The organism is Variovorax sp. FG153, from assembly GCF_057809595.1.
Window position 1 is genome coordinate 39,579 of the sequence record NZ_JBMDKG010000001.1, and the last position, 25,092, is coordinate 64,670.

The following is a 25,092-nucleotide window of genomic DNA, read 5'->3' on the forward strand; positions in this document are numbered from 1 at the left end:
AGTGTCCTAAAGAAAAGTCATGTCCATCAAGCTGAAGTTGTTGCGGGTCCAGTCGGGGCTCACGCTGGAGGGGTTGGCGCAGGCCACCGGGTTGACCAAGAGCTACGTGTCCAAGCTCGAGCGCGGCGTGTCCACGCCCTCGGTGGGCGCGGCGCTCAAGCTGTCGAAGGCGCTGGGCGTGCAGGTCGAGGAGCTGTTCGCCGAGTCGTCCGAGGAGGATCCGGTGGTCATCCATCGCCAGCAGCCGGCGGCCGCGGGCGGCGCAGCGCGGCTGGTGTCGGGCTCGCTGCCGGGCCACCGCATGGTGGCCTTCGTGCTGCACCCGACCGACGAGCCGGTGCGCAACCACCCGATGAGCCACCACGAGGGCGAGGAGATCCTCCATGTGCTAAAGGGCCGCATCACGCTGCAGCTCGCGAGCCGCACCGAAACCCTGTCGGCCGGCGACACCGCGCATTTCAACGCGGGCATCCCGCACAAGATCACGTCGGTGGGCAAGACGCCGGCCTCGGTGCTGCTGGTGATCGCGCAGGCGGAATGAGCATGCGGGCGAAGCTTCTCCTGGCGTTCGTCGCGTTGCTGCTCGCCGGCTGCGCGAGCGCGCCGCCGCATGCGTACTCGGTGTGCGCGACGCAGCCGGGGACCGAGGCCTGCCAGGTCGAGCGCTACGACCACGTCGACTGAACGCCGGAGTCGCGCACCCGCCGGATATCCCCCGCTTGGATGAGGCGTGCGTTGGACGCAACGCCGCGGCGAAATTCCGTCGGCATGGGATCGCTGCGTCATCGGCGCGCTTCTTCCCGCACCTAAGATGCGTCCCGCAGGCACACGCGGGACGAGGAGGGCCGTGTGGCTGCGCCCATCACGGCGTGTTCGGCCTGGTCCCCGAAGCTGGTTTCCACCCCGATCGACGCGGCGCGCGCGGCGCGCTTTTTACAGAAAGCATGCGTGATGGATATCTACCGTTTTTGCAAGGCCCTGATGGGCTGCTGCTGCCTGCTTGCCGGATTGGCTGCCTTCGCCCAGCAGCCGTTGCAGGGCGTTCTGGGCCTCAGCTACAAGATCGGAAGGCCCTCCGTTCCGGCCGCGGCCTATCAGAAGATCACCGTCACGGAGTTCCGGTCGATGGTGAGCAAGGCTTTCCAGAAGTCGGGCTTCTCTCTCGTCGCCGTGGACGCGCAGAAGAACAAGTCGACGATCTTCCAGTTCAGGTTCGATGCCTATCCGAAGGTCGAGCCGAAGCCGACGATCTTCATTTCGGCCGACGAGCTGTTCGACGAAAGAAAGCGGTGCAATCCCTGCTTCCTGCGGTTCGCCGAGATCAGGAACGCGTCCGAGTTCCAGGCGCTTCCGTGGATGACGCAGTACGAGCTGAGCGCGCTGCTCGTGCCGGCCATCGACAACGCGTACGCGACCATCGAGTCCAGCGGGCGCGAGCACAGGGATCCCGCGTGGGGAGGCTTCAACTACAAGCGGCAGTGGGCCGGCGAGCGGAATCTCTTCGGCAACTCTTTCACCGGCATCGATGAGTCCAGTCTCAAGGAGGCCATCGTTGGGGCCTACAGGAATGCCGGCTTCATCCCCGTTGAAACCAAGGCCGGCACCAGGGCGTCCGCACAGCTTCTGACTTTCAATTTTCCCGTGGACCCGGCCAAGGAGGGCGGTGCCCTCTACACGGTGAGGATCGACAGCCAGTACGACGTGGACGGACGCTGCCACCCCTGTGAGATCACCGAACAGTACGACCCCTACCAGCAGCTTCCGCCGGCCGGCTTGTCGGGCATCGCGAGCCGCGCGACCCTCGATTCGAGATTCACGGCAGCCCGGAGCGCGGCCTACGAAACCATGCGGGCGGATCTCGAGCGCCATCTGCGACCCGGCTCGGTGTTTTCGATCCCGCCCACGCAGGCCGCCCTCGGATCGCCCCGGCCGCGGCCCATGCCGATGCCCGTGACATGACGGCGCATGGGGGGCCCGGGTCGGGGACCGTCGCAGCCGACTCGATGCGACGCGAGCAGTGGCTGGTCGTCGGCAACCTGCTCGCGGCGCTGGCGGCCGGCGCGCTGGCATCGTGGTCCGCGCCGATGATGCTGGCCATTCTCTACGTCGATGTCTGGTTGCTGGCCAATCCCCATATCGTCGCGACCTACGCCCGCCTGGGCGCGATGGCCTCGCGTCCCCGCATGCGCCAGGCGCTGGTCTTCGTCGCACCGGTCCTGATCCTGGCGGGGCTGACCATCGTCGCGCTCGCCTATGAAGTGGCAGGACTGTTCGCCGTCTATTTCCTCGCGCAGTCCTTCCATGTCTCCCGCCAGTGCTACGGCATCGCGAGGCGCTGCGACCGGAGGCCCCAGGTGCCCTGGCGCAGCCTGCCCTATGGTCTGATCTATCTGTTCCCCGCGTGGGGCTATCTGCATCGCAGTGCACAGGGCACCGACAGCTTTCTCGGCTACCCGATCTGGCTGCCGCCGGTTCCGCAGGCGTGGGCCGTGGCCGCGGGAATCGCAGCCCTCGCCGGCGCCGCGTGCTGGCTGGCATGCCTGGTGTATTCGAGGCGCATGAGGCAGGCGGCGGGACCGTTCGACAGCCTCGTGCTGTCCCACCTGATCGTTTCGCTGGTCGGCTATGTCTGGATCGACGACATCACCATCGGCTGGCTGGTGGTCAACGTCTGGCACAACATCCAGTACCTGGTGTTCGTCTACCGCCAACGGCAGCGCGACGACACGACGGGCAAGGAGGGCGGCGAGATGGCGAGAAGTTCGGCGGCGCGCGCAACGCCATGGCGCGCCGTCCTGATGCCGCCGATGCGCTTCTTCCTGCCCTGCGCGATCGGCGGTGCCCTCCTGTACCTCGCCGCCAGCCGCATCGGCGAGAGCCTGCTGTGGCTCGGGCTTCCCACCATCCTCATTGCGCACTTCGTCCTGAACTTCCATCACTACCTGGTGGACGGCGTCATATGGAAGCGCCGTCGCACCGCGATCGGGTGAGCGGCCGCCGGCCCGCGACGAGATCGCGGCGCTGAATATCCCCCAGTAGGGGGAGCCGTGCCGTGCATGCAACACCCCCCAAGAAATTCCGCCTGCGGGCGACCGTCCCCACCAGAAGAAGCGTGTCCGCCGCGTAGGATTTGCTTACAAACCCGGATGGGACGAGGAGAGGTCGATGAACGAGCACTTTCCGCGATGGCAAGGGGCCGTATTGCCGCGTCGTTCCGGCATCCGTAGACAGCGAATGCGAAACACCACCGTTCACCGAAACCGCACCTGAAGGTGCAGAGGACCAAGCTACATGCGGAACATCTTTCTTGCGTTGATCGTCGCCGTGCTGACGGGATGCACGACCCTCCAGCCGCCGATCCAGCCCGAGGTCTCGACCCAGTTCAAGCGCGAGAAGACCGCGGTTGCCTTCTTCGATCCGGTGGGGTCCATTCATTACTCGGAGGACGTATATCTGGTGCTGGCCGTTGCCCAGGTCTCGTCCGACTCCGACTACGCGGGCATCTGGGATAGCGACTCGGCGCTGACCCGGGTGCATGCCGACGAGTTTTCCAAGCTGGGCCTCAATGTCGCGCCGCTGAACGGCGAAGCCGGTATCGATGTGCCCAGGGAAGCCGTCGCACGCCAGAAGTCGCTGATGAAGGCGTTTCATGCGTCGAGGTCGAAGCCCGAAGGCGGGCCAGGCATCGCGCCCGAGTTCAAGGAAAGCCTGCGAGCGCACGGCTATGCCAATCTGATTCTGGTGAGCTGGTCTGGCTACTTCATGCACATCCCCACTTTGGGACTGGCACCTCGTCACTCGATCAACAACTCCTTCTGGGTCTACGACCTGCGTAAGGACCTGCCGCTGTGGTCGGGGGCATTTCCGGTGGCGCAAACCGTGACCTTGCCCAAGAACACTGGCAAGTCGTTCCTGGAAGAAAACGATCTGGCCGGATTGAAGTCCGAAACCGAAAAGCTGGCCCGCCAGCGCTATCGCACGAAAACCTTCGACGGAAAGCCGATGGTCAGCATCGGGCAAGCGATAGGTTTTCAGCGGGGAGATTGAGATGTCGAGCAGCTTTCGGTTGGCGGTATTCCTTCGCTCGTGGATGTACGTCGGCGCGCTTTTTCTCGTGGCATGCACCGGGGCGAACATCGGCCTGAAAACCGATTTCAAGGCAGCGCAGTTCGAGATCGGCAAGACCAGCCGCAAAGAGGTGATCGCACGGCTGGGCTTGCCCCAGAAGTCCATCGAGGATGCCGACGGAAACTCGCGCCTGATGTATGAGGGCGGTGCGAGGCTGACAGGGCTTTGCGTGGGTTGCGGCAATGCGGCTGCTTCGCCTGGCGCCCTCCCGCTTCTGGTCAACGACTCGATCGTTAAGAACGGGGCGGAGTACGTTTTCGACAAGACCGGCATCCTGATACGCAAATTCGAGCCCGAACCCGTGACCGGGCAGGTCAGCCCGATGCCTTAGCTGTCGCCGCGCGGCAGCCGTGGTGGAATACGCGGACATTGCTTCGTGTTCCAGGAAAGGATGTGCCTTGGCTTCCACCTCGAAACTGATACCGGCCGCGACCCTGGCGCTGGCCGTCCTGTCGATCGCCGCCTGCAGCGCGCCGCAGGCGCGTGAAGACGGCGCCTCCGGCATCTGCCGGCCGGAGGCGGCGAGCGCCCTCGCGGGCAAGAACCGCATCGGCGATGCCGAGGCCCGGCAGTCGACCGGTGCCTCCCTCGTGCGCCAGCTTCAACCCGGACAGCCCGCGACGATGGACTACCGGCGCGAGCGCGTGACGATCGAGACGGACCCGGCGACCGGCAAGATCGTTCGCGCCGCCTGCGGCTAGGGCAGGGGCTGCGCGCATCGGCTCCGCACGACTGAACGCCGGGCTGCGATTTCAGTCCTGCCGGCTGTAGTCCGTGGCGCTGCCTGTCGGAAGAATCGTCGGGCTCCGAGTTCGCCCGCGCAAAGCCTTCCGATGTCCACGCTCCCCACCTTCACCGCCGCCTGCGGCCTCGCACCCAAGGCCTCTCCCGCGTCCCAAGCCCAGGCATCGCGCGCCTGGAGCGTGCATGCGCCCTTCGTCGCGCTGCTGCTCGAGCACACGCGGCCCGCCATCGTCGTCGACCTCGGCGCGGAGGGCGGCGTGCCGGCTGCCACCTTCAGGCAGTCCACCGCGCGCGGCACGGCCTGCCACACGGTGGACACGCGGCTCGCGGGCCAGCGCGAGGCGGCCGCGGCCTTCGCGGACGGCAGCATCGACCTGCTGCATGTCGATGCCGGCGATCCGGCGCGGCTGGCCACGCTGGACCTCGCGCCGTGGCGCGCCAAGCTCGGCCCGCGGGCGCTCGTGCTGGTGCACGGAACCCGCGCCGGCCGCAAGCTGCGCCGCCTCTGGGCGCTGCTGCGGCAACGCCATCCGTCCTTCGAATTCGAACAGGGCCTGGGGCTCGGCGTGCTGTGCCTCGGGCCGCGCGTGCCGCCGCTCGATGGCGTGCTCGCGCGCAGGATCGAGGGCCTGGTGCAGGAGCTGGAGCGGCTGCGCAGCCATGCCGCGGAAGTCACGGCCAAGCGCGAGCGGGCCGAGGAAATGCTCGAGACCCGGCATTTCGAATCGCTCGAGAAGGACGTGGAGATTGCCGAGCGCGATGCACGCATCCTCGCGCTGAAGGCGCATGCCGCGGCGCAGGCCGCGCGCATCGACGGCTTCGAAGCCAGCCTTGGATTGCAGCTGGTGCTGTTCTACGGAAGGATGCGGCTGCGCGTCTTTCCGGCGGGTACCCGCCACGGCGATTTCTACGAGCGGCGCCGCGCGCAGCTGCTGCGGTGGACCCGGCGCTGGGTCGCGCATCGATCGACCGGGCGCGCCCGCCCGTCGCTCGACACCATCGCCGCGCTGCCGTCGCGCGATCCCGCGCGGCACCGGCCCTGGCTCGCGCCGCTCACGACCTTGTCGCGCCAGAGCCTGGGCGCGCGCATCCTCATCGTCGCCGAGCTGTCGATACCGGCCTGCAAGCGCTATCGCGTCGACCAGAAGGTCGACATGTTCGAGCACCTGGGCCTCGAGACCACGGTGCTCAGCTGGCGCGACGCCGAGGCCTGCCGCGCCGCCCTGCCGTTCCATGGCCTGCTGATCTTCTACCGCGTGCCGGCCGCGCCGCACATGGTGCTGCTGGCGACCGAGGCCCGGCGGCTGGGCGTGCCCAGCTTCTTCGACGTGGACGACCTGATCTTCGATTGGGACGCCTATCGCCGGCAACTGCTCGCTTCGGGCGCTCCGTCCGATCGCATGGCATCGTCGAAGGAGACGACGGCGCAGTACCGGCAGATGCTGAGCCACTGCCAGCATGGCATCGGGAGCACAGCCGCGATCGCGCGCAGCATGGGCGAGATCGTTCCGGGCAAGACGCACGTGGTGCCGAATGCCCTGGACGAGGGCATCCTCGCGCTCGCCGCGGAACTCGAGCGGCGTCCGGTCAGGACCGATCCGCGCTTCGTCACCATCGGCTACGGCAGCGGCTCGCGCACGCACGACGGCGACTTCGGCATCGTGGCATCCGCGCTGCTGGCCGTGATGCAGCGCCACCCGCAGGTGCGGCTCGCCATCCATGGCCCGCTCGAGCTGCCGGCGCCTTTCCGGCGTTTCGCCGACCGGGTGTTCCAGATCCCGTTCCTGCAGGGCGACGACTACCTGCGCGCGCTCGCCTCGTGGCAGATCAGCATCGCGCCGCTCGAGGACAGCCTGTTCAACGAAGCCAAGAGCAACATCAAGTTCATCGAGGCGGCGATCCTCGGCGTGCCGAGCATCTGCTCGGGCACGGGGCCGTTCCGCGAAGGCATCGAGCATGGTCGCACGGGCCTGATCGCCGACACGCCCGAGGAATGGGAGGCGGCCCTGACCCGGCTGGTGCTCGATGCCGGCCTGCGCCACGGCATCGCGGAGGAAGCCCGTCGCAGCGTGCTCTCGCGCTATCACCCGCAGGTGGTGGCCGCGCGGCAGCTGCAGCAGGTGGTCGGGCCGCTGCTGCCGGCGCCCGCCACGCGCCTCAAGGTGCTGGCCGTGAACGTGCTGTTCGCCCCGATGAGCTTCGGCGGCGCGACCGTGGTCGCGGAGCAGCTGTGCCGCCGGCTGCAGGCCGACGGCTGCGACGTCACCGTCTTCACCGCCATCCTGGGCTCGGAGCTCGAGCCGTACAGCGTGATGCGCTACGAGGTCGACGGATTGCCCGTGATCGCCGTGCAGGTGGCCGACGACACGCAGCGCGCGCTCGACTACGACGATCCGCAAGTGGGCGAGATCTTCGCGCGGCTGCTGAAATCGCTGCGGCCCGATGTCGTGCATTTCCATTCGGTGCAGCGGCTCGGCGCGACGATGGCCCATGCCTGCGTGGAGGCCGGCGTGCCCTACGCCATCACGCTGCACGATGCCTGGTGGCTGTGCGAGCGCCAGTTCATGGTGCAGGACAACGGCGTGTACTGCAACCAGAAGGCGATCGACCTGCGCGCCTGTTCCAAGTGCGTGCCGGACAGCGGCTTCACCTTCAAGCGCAGGTTCTTCCTCGGCGACGTGCTCGACCGTGCGAGCCTGCTGCTGGCGCCCAGCGAATTCCAGCGCGATCTCTACGTGGCGAACGGCGTCGCGCCGCAGCAGATCGCGGTGAACCGCAATGGCGTGCCGCTGCCCGCGCGCCCGCGGCCGGCGCGTCGGCCCGGATCGCCGCCGCGCATGGCCTACCTCGGCGGCCGCGCGGTGCACAAGGGCTACTTCTGGCTCCAGCAGGTGCTGGAGGGCATGCGCGTGGGCGGCTACGAACTGGTCATCACCGACATCGCGTTGCGTACCGGGGCGGCGTCCGTCGCCGCCACCGAGTGGCGCGTGTCGGGCCAGGTGCGCGTGGTGGCGCCCTTCGAGCAGGCCGGGATGGACGCGTTCTACGACGACATCGACGTGCTGCTGGTGCCCTCGCTGTGGAAGGAGAGCTTCGGCCTGGTGGTGCGCGAGGCACTGGCCCGCGGCATCTGGGTGATCGCGACCGCGGCGGGTGGGGTGGTCGAGGACATCGTGGACGGTGTCAACGGGCGCGTGGTCGAGATCGGCGACACCGACGCTTTCCGGGGTGCGATCGAAGACGCGCTGGCCAGCCCCGATCGCCTGCCGGCCGGCGGCGTCAACGCGATGCTGCCGCGCATCCGCGGCTACGACGAGCAGGCGGCCGAGCTCAAGGCCTACCTGCAGCGTATCGCCGCCGCGCCGGCCGCGGCTCGCGTCGTGGGCACCACCCGGCGCGCATGGCGCCCATCGGTGATCCCGATCGCCGCCCACGGCCCCGGCGCCTGAGGCGTAGACCGAATGGCCGATCCGAAAACCGGGGCCGTACTCACGGATGGGAGGGGCCGGCGGCAGGGGAAGGGCTTACAAATCGCGGGTGGGTTCCTCAGGCCCATGCCACCATCCTTTCACCACGAATTCATGCTCTGGATGTCCTTCTCCTGCCGGCGCGGACAGAACCCGTCCTCGCCGTCGCCGCGTGCCGCATCGCGTCGGCCCGAGCGGGCATCGGAGCGCTGGCGGCATGGGGACTCGGCGGCGCTCGCGGCCTTGATGGCCAAGGAGGCGCTTCGTCTCCCGGTGCCCGATGACGCACCCATCGAGCCCGCGCCCGAGTCCCTGGTCCAGAGCATGCGCTTCGAGCCGGCCCTGCATTTCCAGGTCGAGCTCGGTCCCCGCTTCTGCGTTCGCGTCGAGAGCCGGCGGCGCACGCCGCTGTACGTGGTCGGCGGCCGCGATTGCTGGCTGCAGGTCGGCGGGGAGCCGGCGCTGCACCTGCGGCATGGCGACGTCGTCTTCCTGCCGCACGGCGATGCGCACCGTGTCTTCTCGGACCCCGGCCTCCCCGCATCGAGCCTCGATGAACTGCTGACGCATTCCGCCGGCGCCGCCGGCGCCGAGCGGCACGCGCCGGCGGGTGGCGAGCACAGTGTGTGGAGCGGCGGCTTCTACCGAGCGGTGGAACTGGCCGCCCATCCGCTGGTGGCATCGCTGCCGCCCGTGCTGCATCTGCGCGCCGCGGACGCCGCGCCCTGGCTGCGCGCCATGGCGGACGCGGTGCGCTGGATGGCCGACCGCAGGGCCGGCGGCAACGGCGTGGGCGTGACCGAGTTGTTGGGTGCGCTGATGCAGCACGCCGTGCTGGCCTGGTTGCGCAGGCCGGAGGCGGGCATGCCCATCGCGGGTGCCTCGGGCCCCGACCTTTCCGATGCGAGGTTGCTCACGGCGCTCGAGGCAATCCACGCCCGGCCCGCGGACCCATGGACGCTGGAATCGCTCGCGGCGCTGTGCCACATGAGCCGCACGGCCTTCGCCACGCGATTCCGCGCGCAGATGAATCTCTCGCCGATGCAGTACCTGGCGCGCTGGCGCATCCACCTGGCCTCGCGGCTGCTGCGCGAACGCCGGCTGACCCTGCAGCAGGCGGCCGACGCGGTGGGCTACTCGACCGGCGCGATCCTCGCGCGTGCCTACAAGCGCGAACTCGGGACCTGGCCGTCGCAGGCGGGCTGAGGGCGCGGCACCTCGCCTGCCGTGCGGGACCACGCAGGGGACGAGGCGTGCGATTCGTGCAACGGTAAGAAGAAATTCTTCTGCCGGTCGATCGACGCCCTCCGGGACCGCGCGTCTCCCACGTAAGATTCGGTTTACATACAAAACTACACAGGGGACGAGGAGAGAGGTCGACGCACGGAGCCCGCAGGCTCGCGCTGGTCGTGCCAGCGGCATGGGCGTCCCTTGCGACCGCAAGCGCATGCACCGCCGAGTCGCTTTCCCGCCCCGACAAGAAATCAATGAACAGATCGCTTCGTCTGCTGCCGACCGTGCTCGGAATCTCGGCCATCCTGGCCTCGTGCGGTGGAGGCGGAAGCGACGGCTATGCCGGACTGCCGCCGGCCACGGCGGCCGCGCTGGCGGGCATCGAGGGGGCTCGCAACCCGCCTGCGACCGTGCCCGATCCCGCCACGGAACAACCGGCCACCCGCCCGATGCAGACGACGCCCTACACCTTCCTGTTGGGGAACGTCGATGCAAGCGGCTTCGATGCCTTCACGACGGAACTCACGAGTCCCGCTTTCGCCGGCTACCTGCTGGATCGGATCGTCTTCGTCGATGCCTCGGCGCGCGGCCAATGGCGAGCGATCTACCAGCGCAAGGGCCAGACGGCCCGCTACGACCATCGCTTCGTCTCGACGGGCGCGCCGCTGACGCTGGCCGACTTCCAGGCGCAGGGCGCGGAGGGCTATCGCCTCACGCCCAGCGGCGGTACCTCGCCGAAGAACGTCTTCAGCAAGGTGACGGGTGAGGCGATCCAGTACGAGTACGTGGACGCGATCAAGGTCCCTCTCATGGCCGGAAGCCCGGAGGAGTTGCTCCGGCCGCTCAACGACCTGGGCAAGCTGGGCTATTGCGGCACCCAGGTTCGGGGCGCGGGCCTTGCCCTGGTGAAGGAGACGCCATCGACCGCTCGCTGCGCCTTCGAACTGGTGACCGCCAAGTCCGGCGGGAGCACCGGCTTCGTCGCGGAGCAGAACGAGCAGGGTGCCAAGGGTTCGGTGTTCGTGACATCGGCCCTCGTCGCCGAGAAGCTGGTGAACCTCTACGTTCGAGACGAGGCGCAGGCATCGAGCTTCAAGTTCAAGGCGGTGGACGTGACGACGGCGGCCAGGCCGAACACCATCGAGCAAGCGGCGGAGCTGATGGCCATCCTCAACCGCGAAGGCGCGACGGGCGCCAGGCCCTGGCGGAGCTACGACGATGGTGGCCGTCCCTACATCGTCTTCATGACGGCATTCGATTGCCGTGGGCTGCTTTGCTGACCGTGCTTTTGTAGACCCGGTTGCGATAGGTCCCGCAGGGCTTCGGCTCCTCGAAGGACTCCCGACTCTCACCCAATGTCCATGAAACCTTGCAAACCCTCCTCCAGGCCTTCCATCGCGTTGCGCGCGCTCCTCTTGAGCATGATGCTGGTGCTCGCCAACTGCAGCACGCAAATCTCGGCGCTGGAGCCAAGCACGGGGTATTCGGCCAAGTCCCCGAAGGTCGCCTACGTTCATGCGGATGCGGGCAGCACCCTGCGAATCGCCACGACGATCACGCTCTTGCCCGGGGTTTACAGACCCCTCGGTCGAAACGCGAGCGGCATCTGGTACGTGGGGGAGGCAGGCAACCTGCGGATCTTCTATACCGAAAAGAAGAGAAGCGATGGGAAGCGCCTCCTCGCGAGCTATACGGGAGGCGTGCTCATGCCTCTGAAGCCCGAGGACCGGCCCGCGATCTTCATGATCGCTTCCACCGAGAAGCTATGGCTCGTCTCGGATTCTTCGGGCACGGAGGCTGCGCCGCCTTTGGACTTGACCTTGGGTCAGCTCCAGGCCCAGGGAGCCATCAATTCCGGCACGGTGAATCCAGCGAATGCGGCGCTGGGCGGTGCCATCGCGGACAGCCTTCTCGCCCATGACGCGCAAGGCCTGAGGCTGCTTCCGCAGGCATCGGGTGAGCCCGGACTCGCGACCTGGCTGGAGGGACCATGAGATACGACAGGAACCTCGTGATTGCGAATGCCATCGTCGTCGTGGCGCTGTTCTTTTCCCTGGCCCGGCTGTTGATCTGGACCGGGAGCTTTCACTGGAACGTGGCTTGTGGTTTCCTGCCGACCGCCTTGGCGGCCATCGCGTTGCGGCCGGGCGCCCGCCGCTCCATCGGTGGCATCGCCATCGTGTTCAACGGCTTCCTCGTGATCGCGGGTGCCTTCGCGCTCCTGTTCTCGGCCATGTCGGTGGAGCGGTTGGATGTCTGGGGCAATGTCCTGGGTTTCGCCTTCGGCGCGGCGCTGGTCCTGACGGGATCTCTCAATGCCCGAGCCATCTGGCGCACGTTTCCGCCGAAGCGATCGGGCGGGCCGTAGAAGTCCGTTGTTCAACGGGGCGGTGGTCCTTGTTTCAGCGGCTGTCAACAACGCAGGTGCGGTGTCCGTGAAGTTCATTGTCGAGGCCCCGCGATGACGGCTTGATGAGCCGCCGCTCGTCTCACCACCCATTGCCCACGGACGCTTGCAGCGCCGATGCAGCGATTGGCGAGCCCGGCTATGGCCGCCCCGCCGCCTTCACCGTGTCCTCCACCCGCCCCAGTTCGGCCTGCGTCTGCGGCCCGGCATTGCGCGCACGCACGCCCGGCAGCACCCGGTTGGCCGCGGCGATCTCCGTCGGCGTCCATGCACGTGGGTCCGTGCGCGACAGGAAGTAGAGGACGTTGATCAACCCGCTCGGCGACAGCTTGTCGACCTGGCTCGCATCGAGCAGCTTCAACGCCAGCGAAATGGCCTCGGCCGAATCGTTGAAGTCGCGCTGCAGGCGACCGGTCGCGCGGCGGCGCTCGTCGGAACCGGCGGCATTCACCTGCGACACCAGCCGCACGAGTTCGGCGTTCTCGATGTTGGCGATGGTGGCCACGCCCTGCGCCGCGGCCTTGCGGACCTGTTCATCGGGCGACTGCTGCAGCCCGGCGAGCAGGCCCTCGGCTTCTTCCTTGGAGAGCGCGAGCCGCACCATGGCCAGTGCCGCGTTGCGCTTGGAGCCGTCGGTCGCACTGAGTTCGGGCACGAGGCCATAGACCCACTTGTAGCGCTCGACCCGCTCCTTGGATTCCTCCACGCTGGTGCTGCGCCGGCGCAGTTCGGCGTCGAGCGCGGCGGTCTGCATCTTGAGGTCCGCCTCGCGCTGATCGATCTGCTGCTTGGTCTGGGCGTTCCAGACCGTGAGCGCGACGGTGACCAGCGACCCCGCGATGCCCACCGCGGTGGTGGCCCGTTCCAGCCACGATTTCTGGGAAGGAAGATCGCTCATGGGGAACCGGACGCGAAGTCCGCCGTGCCGCAGGGAACCTGCCGATGGCCGCGACGGTAAGGCGCGCGCCCGGCACCGACCATCCTCCCGAGGAAGTAGAGCAAGCGGGATATTGGTGAGGGCCGGATACGGTGAAAGACTGGATGCAATGAACGACGACGGCATCCGCCGCACGGTGGATCCGATGCCGATTCGATCAACTTCGGGGACCCCGCCATGAGCAACGCACAGCATCCCTATCACCCGATCATCTACGTGCGCGGCTTCGCCGCCACTCAGGGCGAGATCGAGGAGACCGTGGCCGATCCCTACATGGGTTTCAACATCGGCTCGACCAAGACGCGCATGGCCTGGACCGGCGACATGCGCCGCTTCTACTTCGAGTCGCCGCTGGTCCGGCTGATGGGCGACCACCGCTACGAGGACGTGTTCGTCGATGGCGACGACCTGATGGCCGCCTCGCGCGCCGACCAGGCCGTGCCCTACCGCAGCATCGTCATCTACCGCTACTACGACGATGCCTCGAAGGACTTCGGCAACGGCAAGACACCGGCGATCGAGACCTTCGCCCAGGGGCTCGACCAGCTGATCCTGCGCCTGCGCGACCGGGTGTGCGCCAACCCGAACAACGCGATGACGCCAGCCGACTTCAAGGTCTACCTGGTGGCGCATTCGATGGGCGGGCTGGTCTGCCGCGCCTTCCTGCAGAACCCCAGGCTGGGCTCGGCCGCGGCGCGCGCGGCGGTCGACAAGCTCTTCACCTATGCCACGCCGCACAACGGCATCGACATGCGCATCGTGCGCAACGTGCCGGGCTGGCTGTCCTTCGGCGACGTCAACAACTTCAACCGCGAGCGCATGGCCGGCTACATGGCCGTTCCCAAGGGCGACGACGTGTCGCTGGTGACGAACTTCCCGCCCGAGCGGGTGTTCAACCTGGTGGGCACCAACGCGCGCGACTACGCGGTGGCGGGCGGCCTCTCGTCATGGGCCGCGGGCGATGCCAGCGATGGCCTGGTGCGCATCGAGAACGCCACCACCCACGGGCTGGCGGCCGACGGAACGGACGTCGGATCGCCACGCGCCTTCGTCAATCGCAGTCATTCGGGGCACTACGGCATCGTCAACTCGGAAGAGGGCTACCAGAACCTCACGCGCTTCCTGTTCGGTCAGCTGCGCGCCGACGGCATCCTCGACATCGACGACATCACGCTGCCGGAGGAGGTGCAGGCGGCGCTCGACGCCGGCAAGAGCGTGAAGGCCTCCTACCAGTTCGAGGTGGTGGCCAGCGTGCGCGGTGCCCAGTGGCAGATCACGCGGCGCGAGGCGCGCGAGAGCTCGGCCATCTTCCGCGGCTACGACGAGCTGTTCCCGGCCGCGGGCGGAGCGCGCACGCCCGACCGCAGCAAGAGCCCGCACCTGTTCTCGCTGTTCCTGGACCCGACCAAGAGCGTGGTGGCCTCGGGCTCGGTGAGCTTCGCCTTCGACATCAAGGTGCTGGTGCCCGACTACGAGATCGACGGGCTGCTGTTCCTCAAGCGCCACTACGAAGGCGGCTTCGTCTATCGCGACCTGATCATCGTCGAGGCCTTTCCGGATGCCGCCGCCAAGTACGGGTGGCGCGTCTTCTATGGCGCGCAGGACGTTTATCCGGGCAAGCCCGGCATCGAGGCCACGCTGTATCCGCTGCAGGGCGCCGACGGCTATGCCTTCGACATGACGATCATCCAGGACGTGCGGCCCGGCCTGACGGGCACCCTGCGCGTGGAGATGCGGCCCTGGCGTTGAGCTGCCTGCGCGCGACTCAGGACTCAGGACGGCGTCTGCGCGCGCCGCAACCAGCCCAGGGTGCCGCCCTCCACCTGCCAGTTGCCGTCCCGCGTCTCGAGCGAGAGCCGCGCGCGGCTCTCGCCGAACGGGCCGGGGTTCTGCTGCACGATCTCGATCTCCCGCTCGCCCACGGCCGCCACGATCGCGACATGGCCGTAGCGGTTGAGCAGCGTCGGCGCGAACACGATCAGGTCGTCGACCCGCGGCTTCTCGGCCTGGCCGTTGCGGTACTGCAGCAGTGCGCGCTTCGTGTTCGGCATGCCCTGCGGCGTGGCCGCGTCGTAGAAGTCCCTGGCGTGGCCGTAGGCGTCGGGCATGCGGTGGCCGAAGCGCTCGAAGTAGTAGCGCTTGACGAACTCCACGCACTGGTACTGGATGCCGAGGTTGTAGCCGTCGCTCGACAGCGCGCGGCCCTCGGCGTTGTTCACGCCGCCGTTGTAGTAGACCTTCACGCCGTTGAACTCGTCGACCACCGCGCCGACCTCGCGCGCGGGGTTGAGGTTGAAGTAGGTGGCGCCCCAGTAGCCGGCGACGGCCAGCGCGGCGATGCCGGCGAGAGTGGCGAGCAGAAGGGCGGGGCGGCGAAGAGGCATCGAAGGCGAGGGCAGGAAGGAGCGGGACGCGCGGGCAAGCTTAACGGCAGCGGGGCGGGGCTTCGTCCATCGTCCTCAGCCCTGCGCGCGTGCATTGCGCATGCGGATGCACGAGAAGCCCAGCGAAGACGCGACCACTTCGCGCGCGAGCGGCCAGAGCCGTGGCACCACGCGCAGCGCCACGCCGCGCTCGGCCAGCAGCGACAGCGGCTGCGCGAGGCGGTGCACGGCCTCGGGGCGCACCGTCCGGTCCGACACGTGGTAGCCGGCATTGGCATCGACGCAGCGGAACGACCGGGCCGGCAGCGCGTACAGGAACAGCGGCGTCGATTGCGCGCGCGCATGCCAGTCCTGCTCGATCGCGAGCACGTGCCGGCTGCTGCCATCGCCGAAGAAGTGCGCGAGATCGTGCGGCGTGGTCGCAGGCAGCGCGCGGAACGCGACCCGCGGGCAATCGCGCGGCACGAGGTAGTGCGGCAGGCAGGCGTCGTCCACGGCCCAGACCACGGGCGTGGCCACGGCCGCGTCGCGGTTCGGCGGCGGCCGGGGCTCGAAGACGGTGATGTCGGGCCGTTCGCTGACGTGCCAGAGTTTCAGGGGAGGCGAGGGGAAGGGCGTGGGCATGGGGGGCCGCGATCCTCGCACGAAGCCTGCGGTGGCCAGCGACAAGAGCCACTGAAACCGGTGGTCATGGCGCGCTCAGCCCGCCGCCCGCTCCTCGTCGCGCAGCAGCACCGCCTTCTGCCGCTCGTACTCGGCCGCGATCTGCGCCAGCCGGCGTCCGCGCGCGGCGTCGCTGGTCCACTGGGCGGCGCGCACGCGCTGCAGCGCCAGGTCGCGCTGCAACTGCGCCACCGGGAGCAGCGTCGCGTGGGGCGCCGCCTCGTAGCCGGCCGGCGCGTTCAGCGCGCGCAGCACGGCGCGCTCCTGGGCGCTGCGCGGCCCGGCGGCGGCGCCATAGCGCAGCAGGAAGCGGCGGACCTCCTGGCGCGTGGCGCGCGGCCAGTCGGCGCGGATGGCGAAGCGCTCAGCGGGCAGGGGCTCCGATTGCCAGACGATCTTGAGCTGCCGGCCCTCGGGCGGAAAGCGCCGGCAGAACAGGCGGTGGTCGTCGAGCGTGCCGGTCGCGATGTCGACGTCGCCGTTGGCCAGCGCGAGGCTGTTCGCGAAGATGGAGCCGACGGTCTCGGTGCGGAAGGCGGTCTCCATGTCGATGCCGCGCGGCAGGAACAGCCGTGCCTGCGGCAGCACGTAGCCCGCGATGGAGCGCCGCTCGCCGTAGGCGATGCGCCAGTCCTGCGGTTCGGCCAGCAGCCGGTCGAGCGCATCGGGCGGGGCCGCGCGGCGCACCAGCAGCACCGCGCGATTGGGGTCTTGCGCCGCCGGGCGCTTCGGTTGGGCGAGAATCCGCATCCGCCCCTCGACCACCGCCTGCAGCGCGGCCTCGGGGGCCAGGAAGCCGGCGTCGACCTCGGCGTGCGCGACGGCCCGTGCCAGCGATTCGAGGCTGGACAGCGTGGCCGTCTCGAGCGCGCAGCCGACGGCGGCGCACAGCGGGTGCAGCAGCGGTTCCCACGCGGCGCGCGAGGCCAGGGCCTCGTCGAGCAGCGGCAGGGCGAAGCGCAACCGGGCGGAAGACACAGGGGAGAAGGCCTCGCTCGAGGCCGCCGAGGCTGGCGCGAGACGCGGGCCCGACAACAGGAGCACGCCGGCGCTGCCGCGCGCGACACGCAGCAATGCGTCGCGGCGAGTGGCACCCGGGGGTGCATTCGAAGGGTCGAGGAAAGACGGTGCCATGCGGATTCACGAAAACGCTGGCAGGGCTCCGACGTGCCGCGGCGCGTCGAGGCGCGACCGCCGTCCAACCAATGACAGCAGGGTTTGGAGTCTGCGCATCCGCGCCCGCGCGCGCTACTCCCGAACAGGAGGGAACATGGGTCTGGAATCCACGGCGCTGGCCGACGCGGTCCGGCGGCTGTATGCCGAGGTGGCGGCGCCGGGTGCCGGCGGCATCGACCTCAACGTGCTGCGCGAGTGCATCGGCGCCGAGCACGTGGTGATGACGAGCATGCACGACGGCGACACCGAGTGGCGCGCCTGCACGCAGTTCGGCCAGGTCGAGGAACGCGAGCTCGGCCAGTGGCTCACGATGGCCGACCACGAGTCGCTGGTCCGGCTCACGGCCTCGGGCCTGCCGGTGCGCACCTCCACCTTCCTGAGCCGGCGGGCGATGGCCAGCACCGAGCTCTACCAGGAGGTGCTGCGGCCGCTCAACGGTGGCCTGGCCGCGGTGTCGTACTGGCGCGAGCACGACGGCTGGCGCGGCCTCAGCTATTGCCGCTCGCTCGAGTCGGGCCACGATTTCCGCGAGGACGAGCTGGCCTCGATCCAGGCGCTGGTGCCGCACCTGCGGACCATCGAGCAGATGCATGCGCAACTGCGGCAGCGCACGCGCGCCAGCGTCGATGCGGCGCACGACATGCTGAACCTGGCGCCGCAGGCGGTGGTGCTGCTCGATGCTGCGGGCCGCGTGGTGTTCCTCAACCGCAGCGCGAGCGCGCTGCTGGCGCAGCCCGGTTGCGGTTTGCGCGCCGACCGCGAAGGCCTGCGCGCGCGCGACGGCGCGGAGGACCGCCGGCTGCAGCAGGCGGTGCGGCTCGCGGCCGAACTCGCGCCCGAGTCGCGCCGCGCGGCGCTCAGCGATGGCGCGGTGGCGGCGCAGGGCCTGCCGGTCACCATCCGGCGCGCGCTGCCGCTGCGGCCGCTGATCCTGTCGATCGTGCCGGCGGCCAGCCTCTCGGCGCAGGCCGAGTTCGGCAGCGCGCGCGTCGCGGTGATGGTGCACAACGCCGGCACCGACGGCACCATCGCCGCGGCCCGGCTGGTCGAGGCCTACGGGCTCACCGCGCGCGAGGCCGAACTGGCCGTGCTGCTCGGCAAGGGCGAGGACCTGGCCGGCGCGGCCGTGCAGATGGCATTGTCGGCGGGCACCGCGCGGCAGTACCTCAAGCAGATCTTCGCCAAGCTGGGCGTGCAGCGGCAGGCCGAGCTGGTGCGATTGCTGGTGGCGAGCTTTCCGCAGGAGTGAGGCCGAAAGGCCTCGCGCGCATCGCGCTCAAGCGGCCGGCGCGCCCGGCGGCATCGCGCGCGCGGCCGCGTTCACGAGCTGCACGCGGTTGCGCACCTTGAAGCGCGCGCGCAGCTGCCGCAGGTGGTAGTCGACCGCATGGCCCGACATCTGCAGCCGGTGCGCGATCTCCTTGTCGCCGCGGCCCTGCCGCAGTTCCTCGAGGATGCGCAGCTGCATCGCGCTGAGCATCCTCGAAGCGCTGCCGATGTCGCCGGGCCGGTCCACGGCCGGCGCCGACGCAAGGCCGCAGGACTGCACGCGCCGGTGGAAGTCCTCGGCCAGCATGCGGGCCAGCGCGACGATGCCGGCGCCGATCCATGCGCTGTCCGTGCGCTCCGACTGCAGGCTCACCAGCGTGTGTTCGCCGAGCGGCACCGACAGCGGCGGCGCCGGCAGGCGGAACAGCACGCCGCTGCCGATGCCGCTGGCGCGCAGGTCGTCGAGAAAGCGTTCGTGCAGCGCGAAGCGGGTGTCCTCGGGCGGGTGTTGGCGCGCCAGGCTGTCGCGGTCCCAGACCCAGGGGCCGGCGCTGCGCTGCGCGGCATCGACGCGCGGGTCGACCTCCTGGTATTGCTGCGAGAAATAGCGTTCGGTCCAGCGGGGATTGGCATGGCCGGTGAAGAAGCTCGAGGGCCGCCACCGGCCCTGTGCCAGCGCCACGGTGCCGTAGGCGAACCACTGGAAGCCCAGCGCCTGCAGCATCGGTCGCATGCGCCGCAGCGGATCGTCGTCGCCGCCATCGATGGCGTGCGGCATCGGACCATCCGTCACGAAGCGCACCGGCGGGCCTCCCGATGGCATGGCGGACAGTGGCGCTTCGGCGCTCGGCTGCGGCAGCTCGGATGAGCGCGCGCTGCGTCGGTACGGCAGGAAGACATGGGCGGCGGGCAAGGTTCGATGCGGTGGACGAGGAGGCTGGAGGCCGCGCATGTCGCGCGGCGAGCGTGCGGCCCGGGGAACGCCGGACCGGCGCTGCGACCCGTGCGCGAGAGGCCTCTGGCACCGGTGCGAAGGGCATGTTGCCGCCGTGGCTGGAGGGCGTCGATAACCTTCCAGATAATGGCCGTGCACGATGTGCAAGGGCGCTACCGCCTGTTACCCGGATTACGCATGTTTGTTGCGTTCGCGACGAAGCGTTTCGCCCCTCGTTCAGGTCCAATGGCGGGCTTTTCGATCCCTGGATTCCGATCCCATGAGCCTGCCTCTGCTGCTGCGCCATACGAGGGCGAGCAAGAACATCTCCCAACTCGACCTGTCGCTGCGCCTGGGCGTCTCCCAGCGGCACGTCAGCTTCCTCGAGACCGGCCGCGCCGCGCCGAGCCGCGACCTGCTGCTGGCCTGGATGAACGAGGTCGAGGCGCCGACCTCGCTGCGCAACGCGGCGCTGTCGCTCGGCGGCTTCACCACCGTCGCCAGCGAGGAGGGCGCGTCGTGGATCGGCATGACCGACGCCAACGAGGCCGCGCTGCAACGCATGGTGCAGCTGCACAACCCGCTGCCGGGCCTGGTGTTCGATCCCGACTGGAAGATGCTCGCGACCAACTGCGCGGGCCAATGGCTCTGCACGGTCGTGATGCCGGCCTACTGCGAGGCCATCGGCCACAGGTTCGAGGGCCTGGACATGATCGACTGCGTGGCGCACGACGACGGCCTGCTGAGCCATTCGCGCAACGCGGCGCAGGTCGGTGCCAGCCTGCTCGCGCAGTTGCAGACCGAGAGCTGGCTGCGCCCGTCGCTGCGCCCGCGTGTCGATAGGCTGGCCGAGTCGCTGCACCGGCGCTACGGCCGGCTGCCCGAGGTGCCCTCGCTGGGGCTCGCCACGCCGAGCCTCAACCTCAGCTTCGACACGCAACTGGGCGTGCTGAGCTTCTCCACCTTCCAGAGCGCCTTCGGCATTCCGCAGGACATCAACTCCTCGTCGCTGCGCATCGAGCTGTGGTTCGCGGCCGATGCGCACACGCGCGAGGTGATGAGCGACGCCGATGCCGAAGCGGAGGCCTGTTGCTGAGGGCGTGATGCCGGCACGGCCTCAGGGCAGCTTCGCCGCCACGCGCGCGGCCAGCGCGTGGACGCGTTCGCGCGCCACCGCGTGCAGCGCCGCGTCGCGTTCGCCGCCGCCCACGCGCACCTCCACGCTCAGCAGGCCCTTGCGGATCTGGAGGCGGTTGAGGATGTCGATGAAGGCCTCGTCGCCGAGGCCCGCCACCGGCGTCTTGGGTTCGCCCACCTTGCGCGAGACCTCGAAGTAGCGCTGCGAGAACGCGGGCGTCGACGCGAGGTTGCGCACGCTCATCTGTACCTGGTGCGAGACGGTCACGCGCTTGCCGTCGACGATGTCGGTGCGGCGCAGGTTGTAGAGGCAGCCGATCGGCCTGGGGATCTCCTCGATGCGGTTCTCGCGCGACTCGTGCGTGATCTTTCCCTTGAACTGCACCGGCGCCGCGATCGTCATGTCGGGGAACACGGCCTTCACGTCCTCGGTCGTCATCAGCGCGCAGGCATCGGGCCACTGGTCGGCGGGCGCGGTCTGCGACACGCGCGTGTCGGCCGGTACCGCCACCGCCGCCTGGGTGGCGATCGGCGCCGCGGCCGCCACCATGCCGGTGCCCGGTTGCCAGCGCGACAACGCCTGGCGCGCGAGCGCGCCCGCGTTGCCGGGCGTCTGGCTCGAGTAGGGATCGAGGCTGGCCGAAACGATCAGGTCGCCCTTGCGCGCATAGACCGCGACCCGGTGCGTGCTGGTCTCGATGAAGGCCTCCTCGCCCACATCGGCCAGCGACTCGATGCGCAGGCTGACCTTGGGATCGGCGGCCACGCGTTCGCGCGTGGTGCGGATCGAGGCGAAGCTGTCCCGGGCCGTGCCGCGGCCGACCACGGGCGAGTCGCCCCAGCGGATCACGGTCAGGTTCGCGAAACGCGCAACATCGGTCTTCGAGGTCGGGCTCGGCAGGCGCACCACGTAGGTGCAGCCCTCGGCGTACTGCGGGCCGCGGCTCAGGGGGCTCAAGGTCGGGCCCTTGTCGGTGATCGGGCGCCCGGGGAACAGCGCCTCGATGTCGGCGCGCGGCATCAGCCGGCAGGCATCGGGCGCGCTCGCGGCCAGGGGAGAGGGCGGTGCAGTCACGGTCGCGGTCTGCGCGAGGGCGGCAACGTGGACCGCGCCGGCCAGCAGCAGCCAGGCGGGGCGGATCGGGGCGGTGGTTCGGGTTGGATTCAAGCGGACTCCGGTATTCGGGTAAACGCGTAGAAGAAGCGCAAGGCGCGCATCCTCGCCGCGTCGGCGCGGGCCGTCGATTACCTGCGGCGTAGTCGGCCGTACGTAGTTCCCGAGGCCTGCGTGTCAGTTTTCGGTCAGCCGCCGACGCCGAGCATCCCTGCCTCCATCACAACAGGCCGCAAGCGCGCTGCGCAGGCACGCCCACAGAGACAGACATGAACGACCGCAACCTAGGCAGAGGGCTCTTCCTCATCGCCATTTCCCTCCTGTTCGGCATCACCGCCGCGCGCAACTACCCCATCGGCGACTTCTCGCGCGCGGGCCCGGGCATGTTCCCGTTCATCGTCAGCATCCTGCTCGGCCTGATCGGCGTGGCGACCGTGATCCGCTCGCGCTTCGTCGCGCGCCAGCCGATGGAGCTCAACCTGCGCAACATCGGCATCGTGATCGGCAGCCTCTGCGGCTTCGCGCTGATCTCGGAGCACATCAACATGGTCGCGGGCATCGTGTTCATGGTGTTCGCCTCGACGGCTGCCGGCCTCTCGTACTCGTGGGTGCGCAACGTCAAGATTTCCCTCGGCCTGGTCGCGATGGCTTTCGCGCTCCAGAAGCTGCTGGGCCTGAACCTGCCCCTGCTCTGAGGACGACGCCATGGAAGTCTTGAACAATCTCGCGTTCGGTTTCTCGCACGCGCTCACGATGCAGAACCTGCTGTTCTGCGCCATCGGCTGTACCGTGGGCACCCTGGTGGGCCTGTTGCCGGGCCTGGGCCCGCTGGCCACCATCAGCCTGCTGCTGCCGCTGACCTACTCGATCCCCACCGGCGGCGCGCTGATCATGCTGGCCGGCATCTACTACGGCGCCCAGTACGGCGACAGCGTGAGCGCGATCACGATGAAGATCCCGCATGCCAGCAGCATCGTGGCCTGTATCGACGGGTACGCGATGACGCTCAAGGGCCAGACCGGCCTGGCGCTGTTCACGGCGGGCTTCTCGAGCTTCGTGGGCGGCACCATCGCGATCGTCGTGCTGGCCTGGATGGCCCCGATGCTCGGCGAGGTGGCCTTCCTGTTCGGCCCGGCCGACTACTGCTCGATGATGCTCGTGGGTTTCGTCTGCGTGAGCTTCGTGACCACCGGCAGCCTGCTCAACGGCCTCGCGATGTGCTTCATCGGCGTGCTGCTCGGCCAGATCGGCACCGACGTCAACAGCGGCATGCAGCGCTACACCATGGACCTGCCCTTCCTCGCCGACGGCGTGGGCCTGGTGAGCATCGCGCTGGGCTGCTTCGGCATCGCCGAGATCACCAAGAACCTCGACGCGCGCGAGGAGCGCTCGCCCTTCAACGGCAAGATCAACCTGATCCCGACCTGGGCCGAGTTCAAGCGGATCATCCCGAGCGCGCTGCGCGGCGGTGCCATCGGTTCCTTCCTGGGCATCCTGCCCGGCGGCGGTCCCTCGATCGCCCAGTTCGCGGCCTACGCCATCGACAAGAAGGTCAGCAAGTACAAGCACGAGATCGGCACCGGCTGCATCGAAGGCGTGGCCGGCCAGGCCGCGGCCGACGAAGCCGCCGCGCGCACCAGCTTCATCCCGCTGATGAGCATCGGCATCCCCGAGAACCCGGTGATGGCGCTGATGCTGGCCGCGTTCGTGATCAAGGGCATCCAGCCCGGTCCGAACATGATCGCCAGCCACCCCGACCTGTTCTGGGGCCTGGTGGCCAGCATGTGGGTGGGAAACTGCTTCCTGCTCGCGCTCAACGTGCCGCTGGTGCGCTACTGGCTGTCGGTGTTCAAGATCCCGTACGCCGTGCTGTTCCCGTCGATCCTGTTCTTCTGCTGCATCGGCACCTACAGCGTCAACAACAGCCTCGACGACATCTTCATCACCGCCGTGTTCGGCTGCCTCGGCTACGCCTTCATGCGATTGGAGCTGGACGCCGCGCCGCTGATGCTGGGCTTCATCCTCGGGCCGATGCTGGAGGAGAACTTCCGGCGCGCCATGCTGATCAGCCGCGGCAGCTTCGGCGTGTTCGTGAACCGCCCGATCAGCGCCACGCTGCTGGGCCTGATCGGCGTGTTCGTGGTGTGGCAGCTCGTGGCCTTCGTGCGCTCGATCCAGAAGGCGCGGCGCGCGGGGGCGGCGGTGGTGCCGGCGAGCGAGGCGCATGGGGCTTGAAGGGCGATAGCGCTTGCCAAGCTCAACTTGATCCGTCCTTCCGAGGCTGATGCCTGGGAAGGACACGGAGCCGGCCCGTGGAAGCCGGCGATGGACGCCCGATGGATCTCATCGGGCGTTTTTCATTGGAAGGATGCGATGAGGAGCGTGATGCCGCCGGCGGCGGCGGCGATCAGGGCGAAGATGCCGGCGCCGACCAGCAGATGGGTCGCATGACGCCGTTCATCCCGAGTGGCGTCGTGCTGGAAACCGTAGAGCAGGCCGCTCGCAAGGGCGAAAAGGTGGAAGAGCACGGCGAGCACGACGGCGAGGCCGGAGGCCATCGCGCAGCCCAGAGCGGTCCAGGAGAGGGCCACGATGATCGTGGAGATCATGTTCCGTCAATCTTCGATGAAGTCGCGGCGATGATGCGGATCTGCGAGGTGTGCGTCATGAAACCCGGGCCGTAAAAACGAGCGCTTTCTTCGAATGGCGCAGTCGCGGAGTCTTGTGATTGAATGACTTCAGCAGGTGGGGTCCCGCCTGTCGTGCGCAGTCTGCCCTCGCAATTTCGAGATGGGATGAGAACAACGGAAAGCGGTGGTGGTCGATTGTCTTATCACTCGTGAGAATCTGGAGCGTCGCTATGCCAAAGTATTTCATCGAGATGGGCCAGGGGATTGTGGTGGGGCCCGGGATTGAAGTAGGGATCTGCACATCGCCTCTGTACACCTGTTGTTTTATTACCGGCATCAATGAGACCGCAGGGCGAGTCGGCGCCTTTCACTATCCCTCTGGCGCTCTCAAACGACGCTACGGGCTCGTCGAAGTCGAAGGACAACCGAGGAGGGACTACATCAGGGATGCGGAACACATGCAGAAGAAGGCTGTTCGCGCAGCCATGCGAAGCTGGATCGCCGCATTGGCGCCGACCAAGGCACATGTGATCTACGGCCCGTTGTGCGTGCGCACGGACGAAGACGGAGATCTCGATTGGGCGGACCATGCTTCGCAGAAGGACGTGGGAAAGGTCGGAACGTTCATCGAGCGAGAGTGCGGTGTGGCAACCACGATTCAATGCGATTCTTCAGCCGCGCTTGTCCGCCGCGTCTATGGCGGTGCGGTGAGGCACCGATCGTTCGTCACAGGCAACCAGCATCAGGTCAGCCGCATCTGGACCGAATTCCAGACCGCGTTTCCTGTCAACCTGGCTCGCCTTCCCGCGGGTCAGCACGCGGGCTATACGCTTTTTGGCCAGGCGCAGTGATCGCTGCCGTCCCGCACC

General features: G+C 68.5%; 26 protein-coding genes. 18 read left to right on the top strand and 8 right to left on the bottom strand.

Features of this window, described 5'->3' with window-relative positions:
* Positions 1-19: 19 nt before the first annotated feature.
* From ACODT0_RS00195 to ACODT0_RS00230, 8 genes are all read left to right on the top strand, one after another.
* Positions 20-541: a helix-turn-helix domain-containing protein gene (locus ACODT0_RS00195; RefSeq protein ID WP_261206434.1), complete on the top strand. Its 522-nt coding sequence runs from the start codon at positions 20-22 to the stop codon at positions 539-541.
* 2 nt (positions 542-543) lie between these two features.
* Positions 544-684, top strand: coding sequence for a hypothetical protein (locus tag ACODT0_RS00200; RefSeq protein WP_261206432.1), 141 nt, complete (start codon positions 544-546; stop codon positions 682-684).
* 165 nt (positions 685-849) lie between these two features.
* Entirely contained in the window at positions 850-1,959 is a 1,110-nt protein-coding gene (locus tag ACODT0_RS00205; RefSeq protein WP_489040168.1) for a hypothetical protein, read from the top strand.
* Positions 1,960-2,003: 44 nt separating this feature from the next.
* Positions 2,004-2,990, top strand: coding sequence for a hypothetical protein (locus tag ACODT0_RS00210; RefSeq protein ID WP_489040169.1), 987 nt, complete (start codon positions 2,004-2,006; stop codon positions 2,988-2,990).
* A 301-nt stretch (positions 2,991-3,291) separates the two neighbouring features.
* Complete coding sequence (locus ACODT0_RS00215; protein ID WP_296724580.1) at positions 3,292-4,047, top strand: hypothetical protein; 756 nt, start codon at positions 3,292-3,294, stop codon at positions 4,045-4,047.
* A gap of 1 nt (position 4,048) precedes the next feature.
* Positions 4,049-4,459, top strand: a complete 411-nt coding sequence (locus tag ACODT0_RS00220) for a hypothetical protein (protein ID WP_489040170.1) — start codon at positions 4,049-4,051, stop codon at positions 4,457-4,459.
* A 67-nt stretch (positions 4,460-4,526) separates the two neighbouring features.
* The gene (locus ACODT0_RS00225; RefSeq protein WP_489040171.1) at positions 4,527-4,829 is read left to right on the top strand and encodes an I78 family peptidase inhibitor; all 303 of its coding nucleotides are present in this window, start codon (positions 4,527-4,529) and stop codon (positions 4,827-4,829) included.
* Positions 4,830-4,961: 132 nt separating this feature from the next.
* Positions 4,962-8,321 carry a glycosyltransferase gene (locus ACODT0_RS00230; RefSeq protein WP_489040172.1) on the top strand — a complete coding sequence of 1,120 codons (3,360 nt, stop codon included), beginning with the start codon at positions 4,962-4,964 and terminating at the stop codon, positions 8,319-8,321.
* Positions 8,322-8,440: 119 nt separating this feature from the next.
* On the opposite strand, the gene ACODT0_RS00235 is transcribed toward ACODT0_RS00230, so the two are convergent.
* Positions 8,441-8,593 carry a hypothetical protein gene (locus tag ACODT0_RS00235; RefSeq protein WP_172705394.1) on the bottom strand — a complete coding sequence of 51 codons (153 nt, stop codon included), beginning with the start codon at positions 8,591-8,593 and terminating at the stop codon, positions 8,441-8,443.
* 19 nt (positions 8,594-8,612) lie between these two features.
* Between ACODT0_RS00235 and ACODT0_RS00240 the strand changes: the two genes are divergently transcribed.
* The 4 genes from ACODT0_RS00240 to ACODT0_RS00255 all read left to right on the top strand — a co-directional run bounded on the left by ACODT0_RS00240 (position 8,613) and on the right by ACODT0_RS00255 (position 11,940).
* Positions 8,613-9,545, top strand: a complete 933-nt coding sequence (locus ACODT0_RS00240) for an AraC family transcriptional regulator (protein WP_489040173.1) — start codon at positions 8,613-8,615, stop codon at positions 9,543-9,545.
* Between the two features lie 281 nt (positions 9,546-9,826).
* A complete protein-coding gene (locus ACODT0_RS00245) occupies positions 9,827-10,852 on the top strand; it encodes a hypothetical protein (RefSeq protein ID WP_093354888.1) in 1,026 nt (341 codons plus the stop codon).
* A gap of 120 nt (positions 10,853-10,972) precedes the next feature.
* Positions 10,973-11,566, top strand: a complete 594-nt coding sequence (locus ACODT0_RS00250) for a hypothetical protein (protein ID WP_489040174.1) — start codon at positions 10,973-10,975, stop codon at positions 11,564-11,566.
* A complete protein-coding gene (locus ACODT0_RS00255) occupies positions 11,563-11,940 on the top strand; it encodes a hypothetical protein (protein ID WP_422098629.1) in 378 nt (125 codons plus the stop codon). Before ACODT0_RS00250 ends, ACODT0_RS00255 begins: the two co-directional genes overlap by 4 nt.
* A 178-nt stretch (positions 11,941-12,118) precedes the next feature.
* Here ACODT0_RS00255 and ACODT0_RS00260 read toward each other — a convergent pair whose 3' ends face one another.
* Positions 12,119-12,877 (bottom strand): hypothetical protein, encoded by a 759-nt coding sequence (locus tag ACODT0_RS00260; protein ID WP_489040175.1) that lies wholly within the window; start codon positions 12,875-12,877, stop codon positions 12,119-12,121.
* A 216-nt stretch (positions 12,878-13,093) separates the two neighbouring features.
* Between ACODT0_RS00260 and ACODT0_RS00265 the strand changes: the two genes are divergently transcribed.
* Positions 13,094-14,665, top strand: a complete 1,572-nt coding sequence (locus ACODT0_RS00265; protein WP_489040176.1) for a PGAP1-like alpha/beta domain-containing protein — start codon at positions 13,094-13,096, stop codon at positions 14,663-14,665.
* A gap of 23 nt (positions 14,666-14,688) precedes the next feature.
* Here ACODT0_RS00265 and ACODT0_RS00270 read toward each other — a convergent pair whose 3' ends face one another.
* From ACODT0_RS00270 to ACODT0_RS00280, 3 genes are all read right to left on the bottom strand, one after another.
* Positions 14,689-15,300, bottom strand: coding sequence for a CHAP domain-containing protein (locus ACODT0_RS00270; protein WP_489040177.1), 612 nt, complete (start codon positions 15,298-15,300; stop codon positions 14,689-14,691).
* Positions 15,301-15,375: 75 nt separating this feature from the next.
* Positions 15,376-15,924: a DUF6886 family protein gene (locus ACODT0_RS00275; protein WP_489040178.1), complete on the bottom strand. Its 549-nt coding sequence runs from the start codon at positions 15,922-15,924 to the stop codon at positions 15,376-15,378.
* 75 nt (positions 15,925-15,999) lie between these two features.
* Positions 16,000-17,097: a phosphate/phosphite/phosphonate ABC transporter substrate-binding protein gene (locus ACODT0_RS00280; protein WP_489040179.1), complete on the bottom strand. Its 1,098-nt coding sequence runs from the start codon at positions 17,095-17,097 to the stop codon at positions 16,000-16,002.
* 136 nt (positions 17,098-17,233) lie between these two features.
* Between ACODT0_RS00280 and ACODT0_RS00285 the strand changes: the two genes are divergently transcribed.
* Positions 17,234-18,388, top strand: a complete 1,155-nt coding sequence (locus tag ACODT0_RS00285) for a helix-turn-helix transcriptional regulator (RefSeq protein WP_489040180.1) — start codon at positions 17,234-17,236, stop codon at positions 18,386-18,388.
* 27 nt (positions 18,389-18,415) lie between these two features.
* Here ACODT0_RS00285 and ACODT0_RS00290 read toward each other — a convergent pair whose 3' ends face one another.
* Complete coding sequence (locus tag ACODT0_RS00290) at positions 18,416-19,186, bottom strand: helix-turn-helix transcriptional regulator (RefSeq protein WP_489040181.1); 771 nt, start codon at positions 19,184-19,186, stop codon at positions 18,416-18,418.
* A 436-nt stretch (positions 19,187-19,622) separates the two neighbouring features.
* Here ACODT0_RS00290 and ACODT0_RS00295 point away from each other — a divergent pair, with 436 nt between their 5' ends.
* Positions 19,623-20,438, top strand: coding sequence for an MmyB family transcriptional regulator (locus tag ACODT0_RS00295; RefSeq protein ID WP_296724545.1), 816 nt, complete (start codon positions 19,623-19,625; stop codon positions 20,436-20,438).
* Positions 20,439-20,459: 21 nt separating this feature from the next.
* Here ACODT0_RS00295 and ACODT0_RS00300 read toward each other — a convergent pair whose 3' ends face one another.
* Complete coding sequence (locus ACODT0_RS00300; protein WP_489040182.1) at positions 20,460-21,647, bottom strand: hypothetical protein; 1,188 nt, start codon at positions 21,645-21,647, stop codon at positions 20,460-20,462.
* A gap of 215 nt (positions 21,648-21,862) precedes the next feature.
* Here ACODT0_RS00300 and ACODT0_RS00305 point away from each other — a divergent pair, with 215 nt between their 5' ends.
* On the top strand, positions 21,863-22,288 hold the full coding sequence (locus ACODT0_RS00305; RefSeq protein WP_057591037.1) for a tripartite tricarboxylate transporter TctB family protein: 426 nt from the start codon (positions 21,863-21,865) through the stop codon (positions 22,286-22,288).
* 10 nt (positions 22,289-22,298) lie between these two features.
* A complete protein-coding gene (locus ACODT0_RS00310; RefSeq protein ID WP_057591036.1) occupies positions 22,299-23,828 on the top strand; it encodes a tripartite tricarboxylate transporter permease in 1,530 nt (509 codons plus the stop codon).
* Between the two features lie 122 nt (positions 23,829-23,950).
* Here the strand turns inward: ACODT0_RS00310 and ACODT0_RS00315 are convergent, their stop codons facing one another.
* Positions 23,951-24,202: a hypothetical protein gene (locus tag ACODT0_RS00315; protein WP_489040183.1), complete on the bottom strand. Its 252-nt coding sequence runs from the start codon at positions 24,200-24,202 to the stop codon at positions 23,951-23,953.
* A 251-nt stretch (positions 24,203-24,453) separates the two neighbouring features.
* Here ACODT0_RS00315 and ACODT0_RS00320 point away from each other — a divergent pair, with 251 nt between their 5' ends.
* Positions 24,454-25,074, top strand: coding sequence for a hypothetical protein (locus tag ACODT0_RS00320; RefSeq protein ID WP_489040184.1), 621 nt, complete (start codon positions 24,454-24,456; stop codon positions 25,072-25,074).
* Positions 25,075-25,092 lie beyond the last annotated feature (18 nt).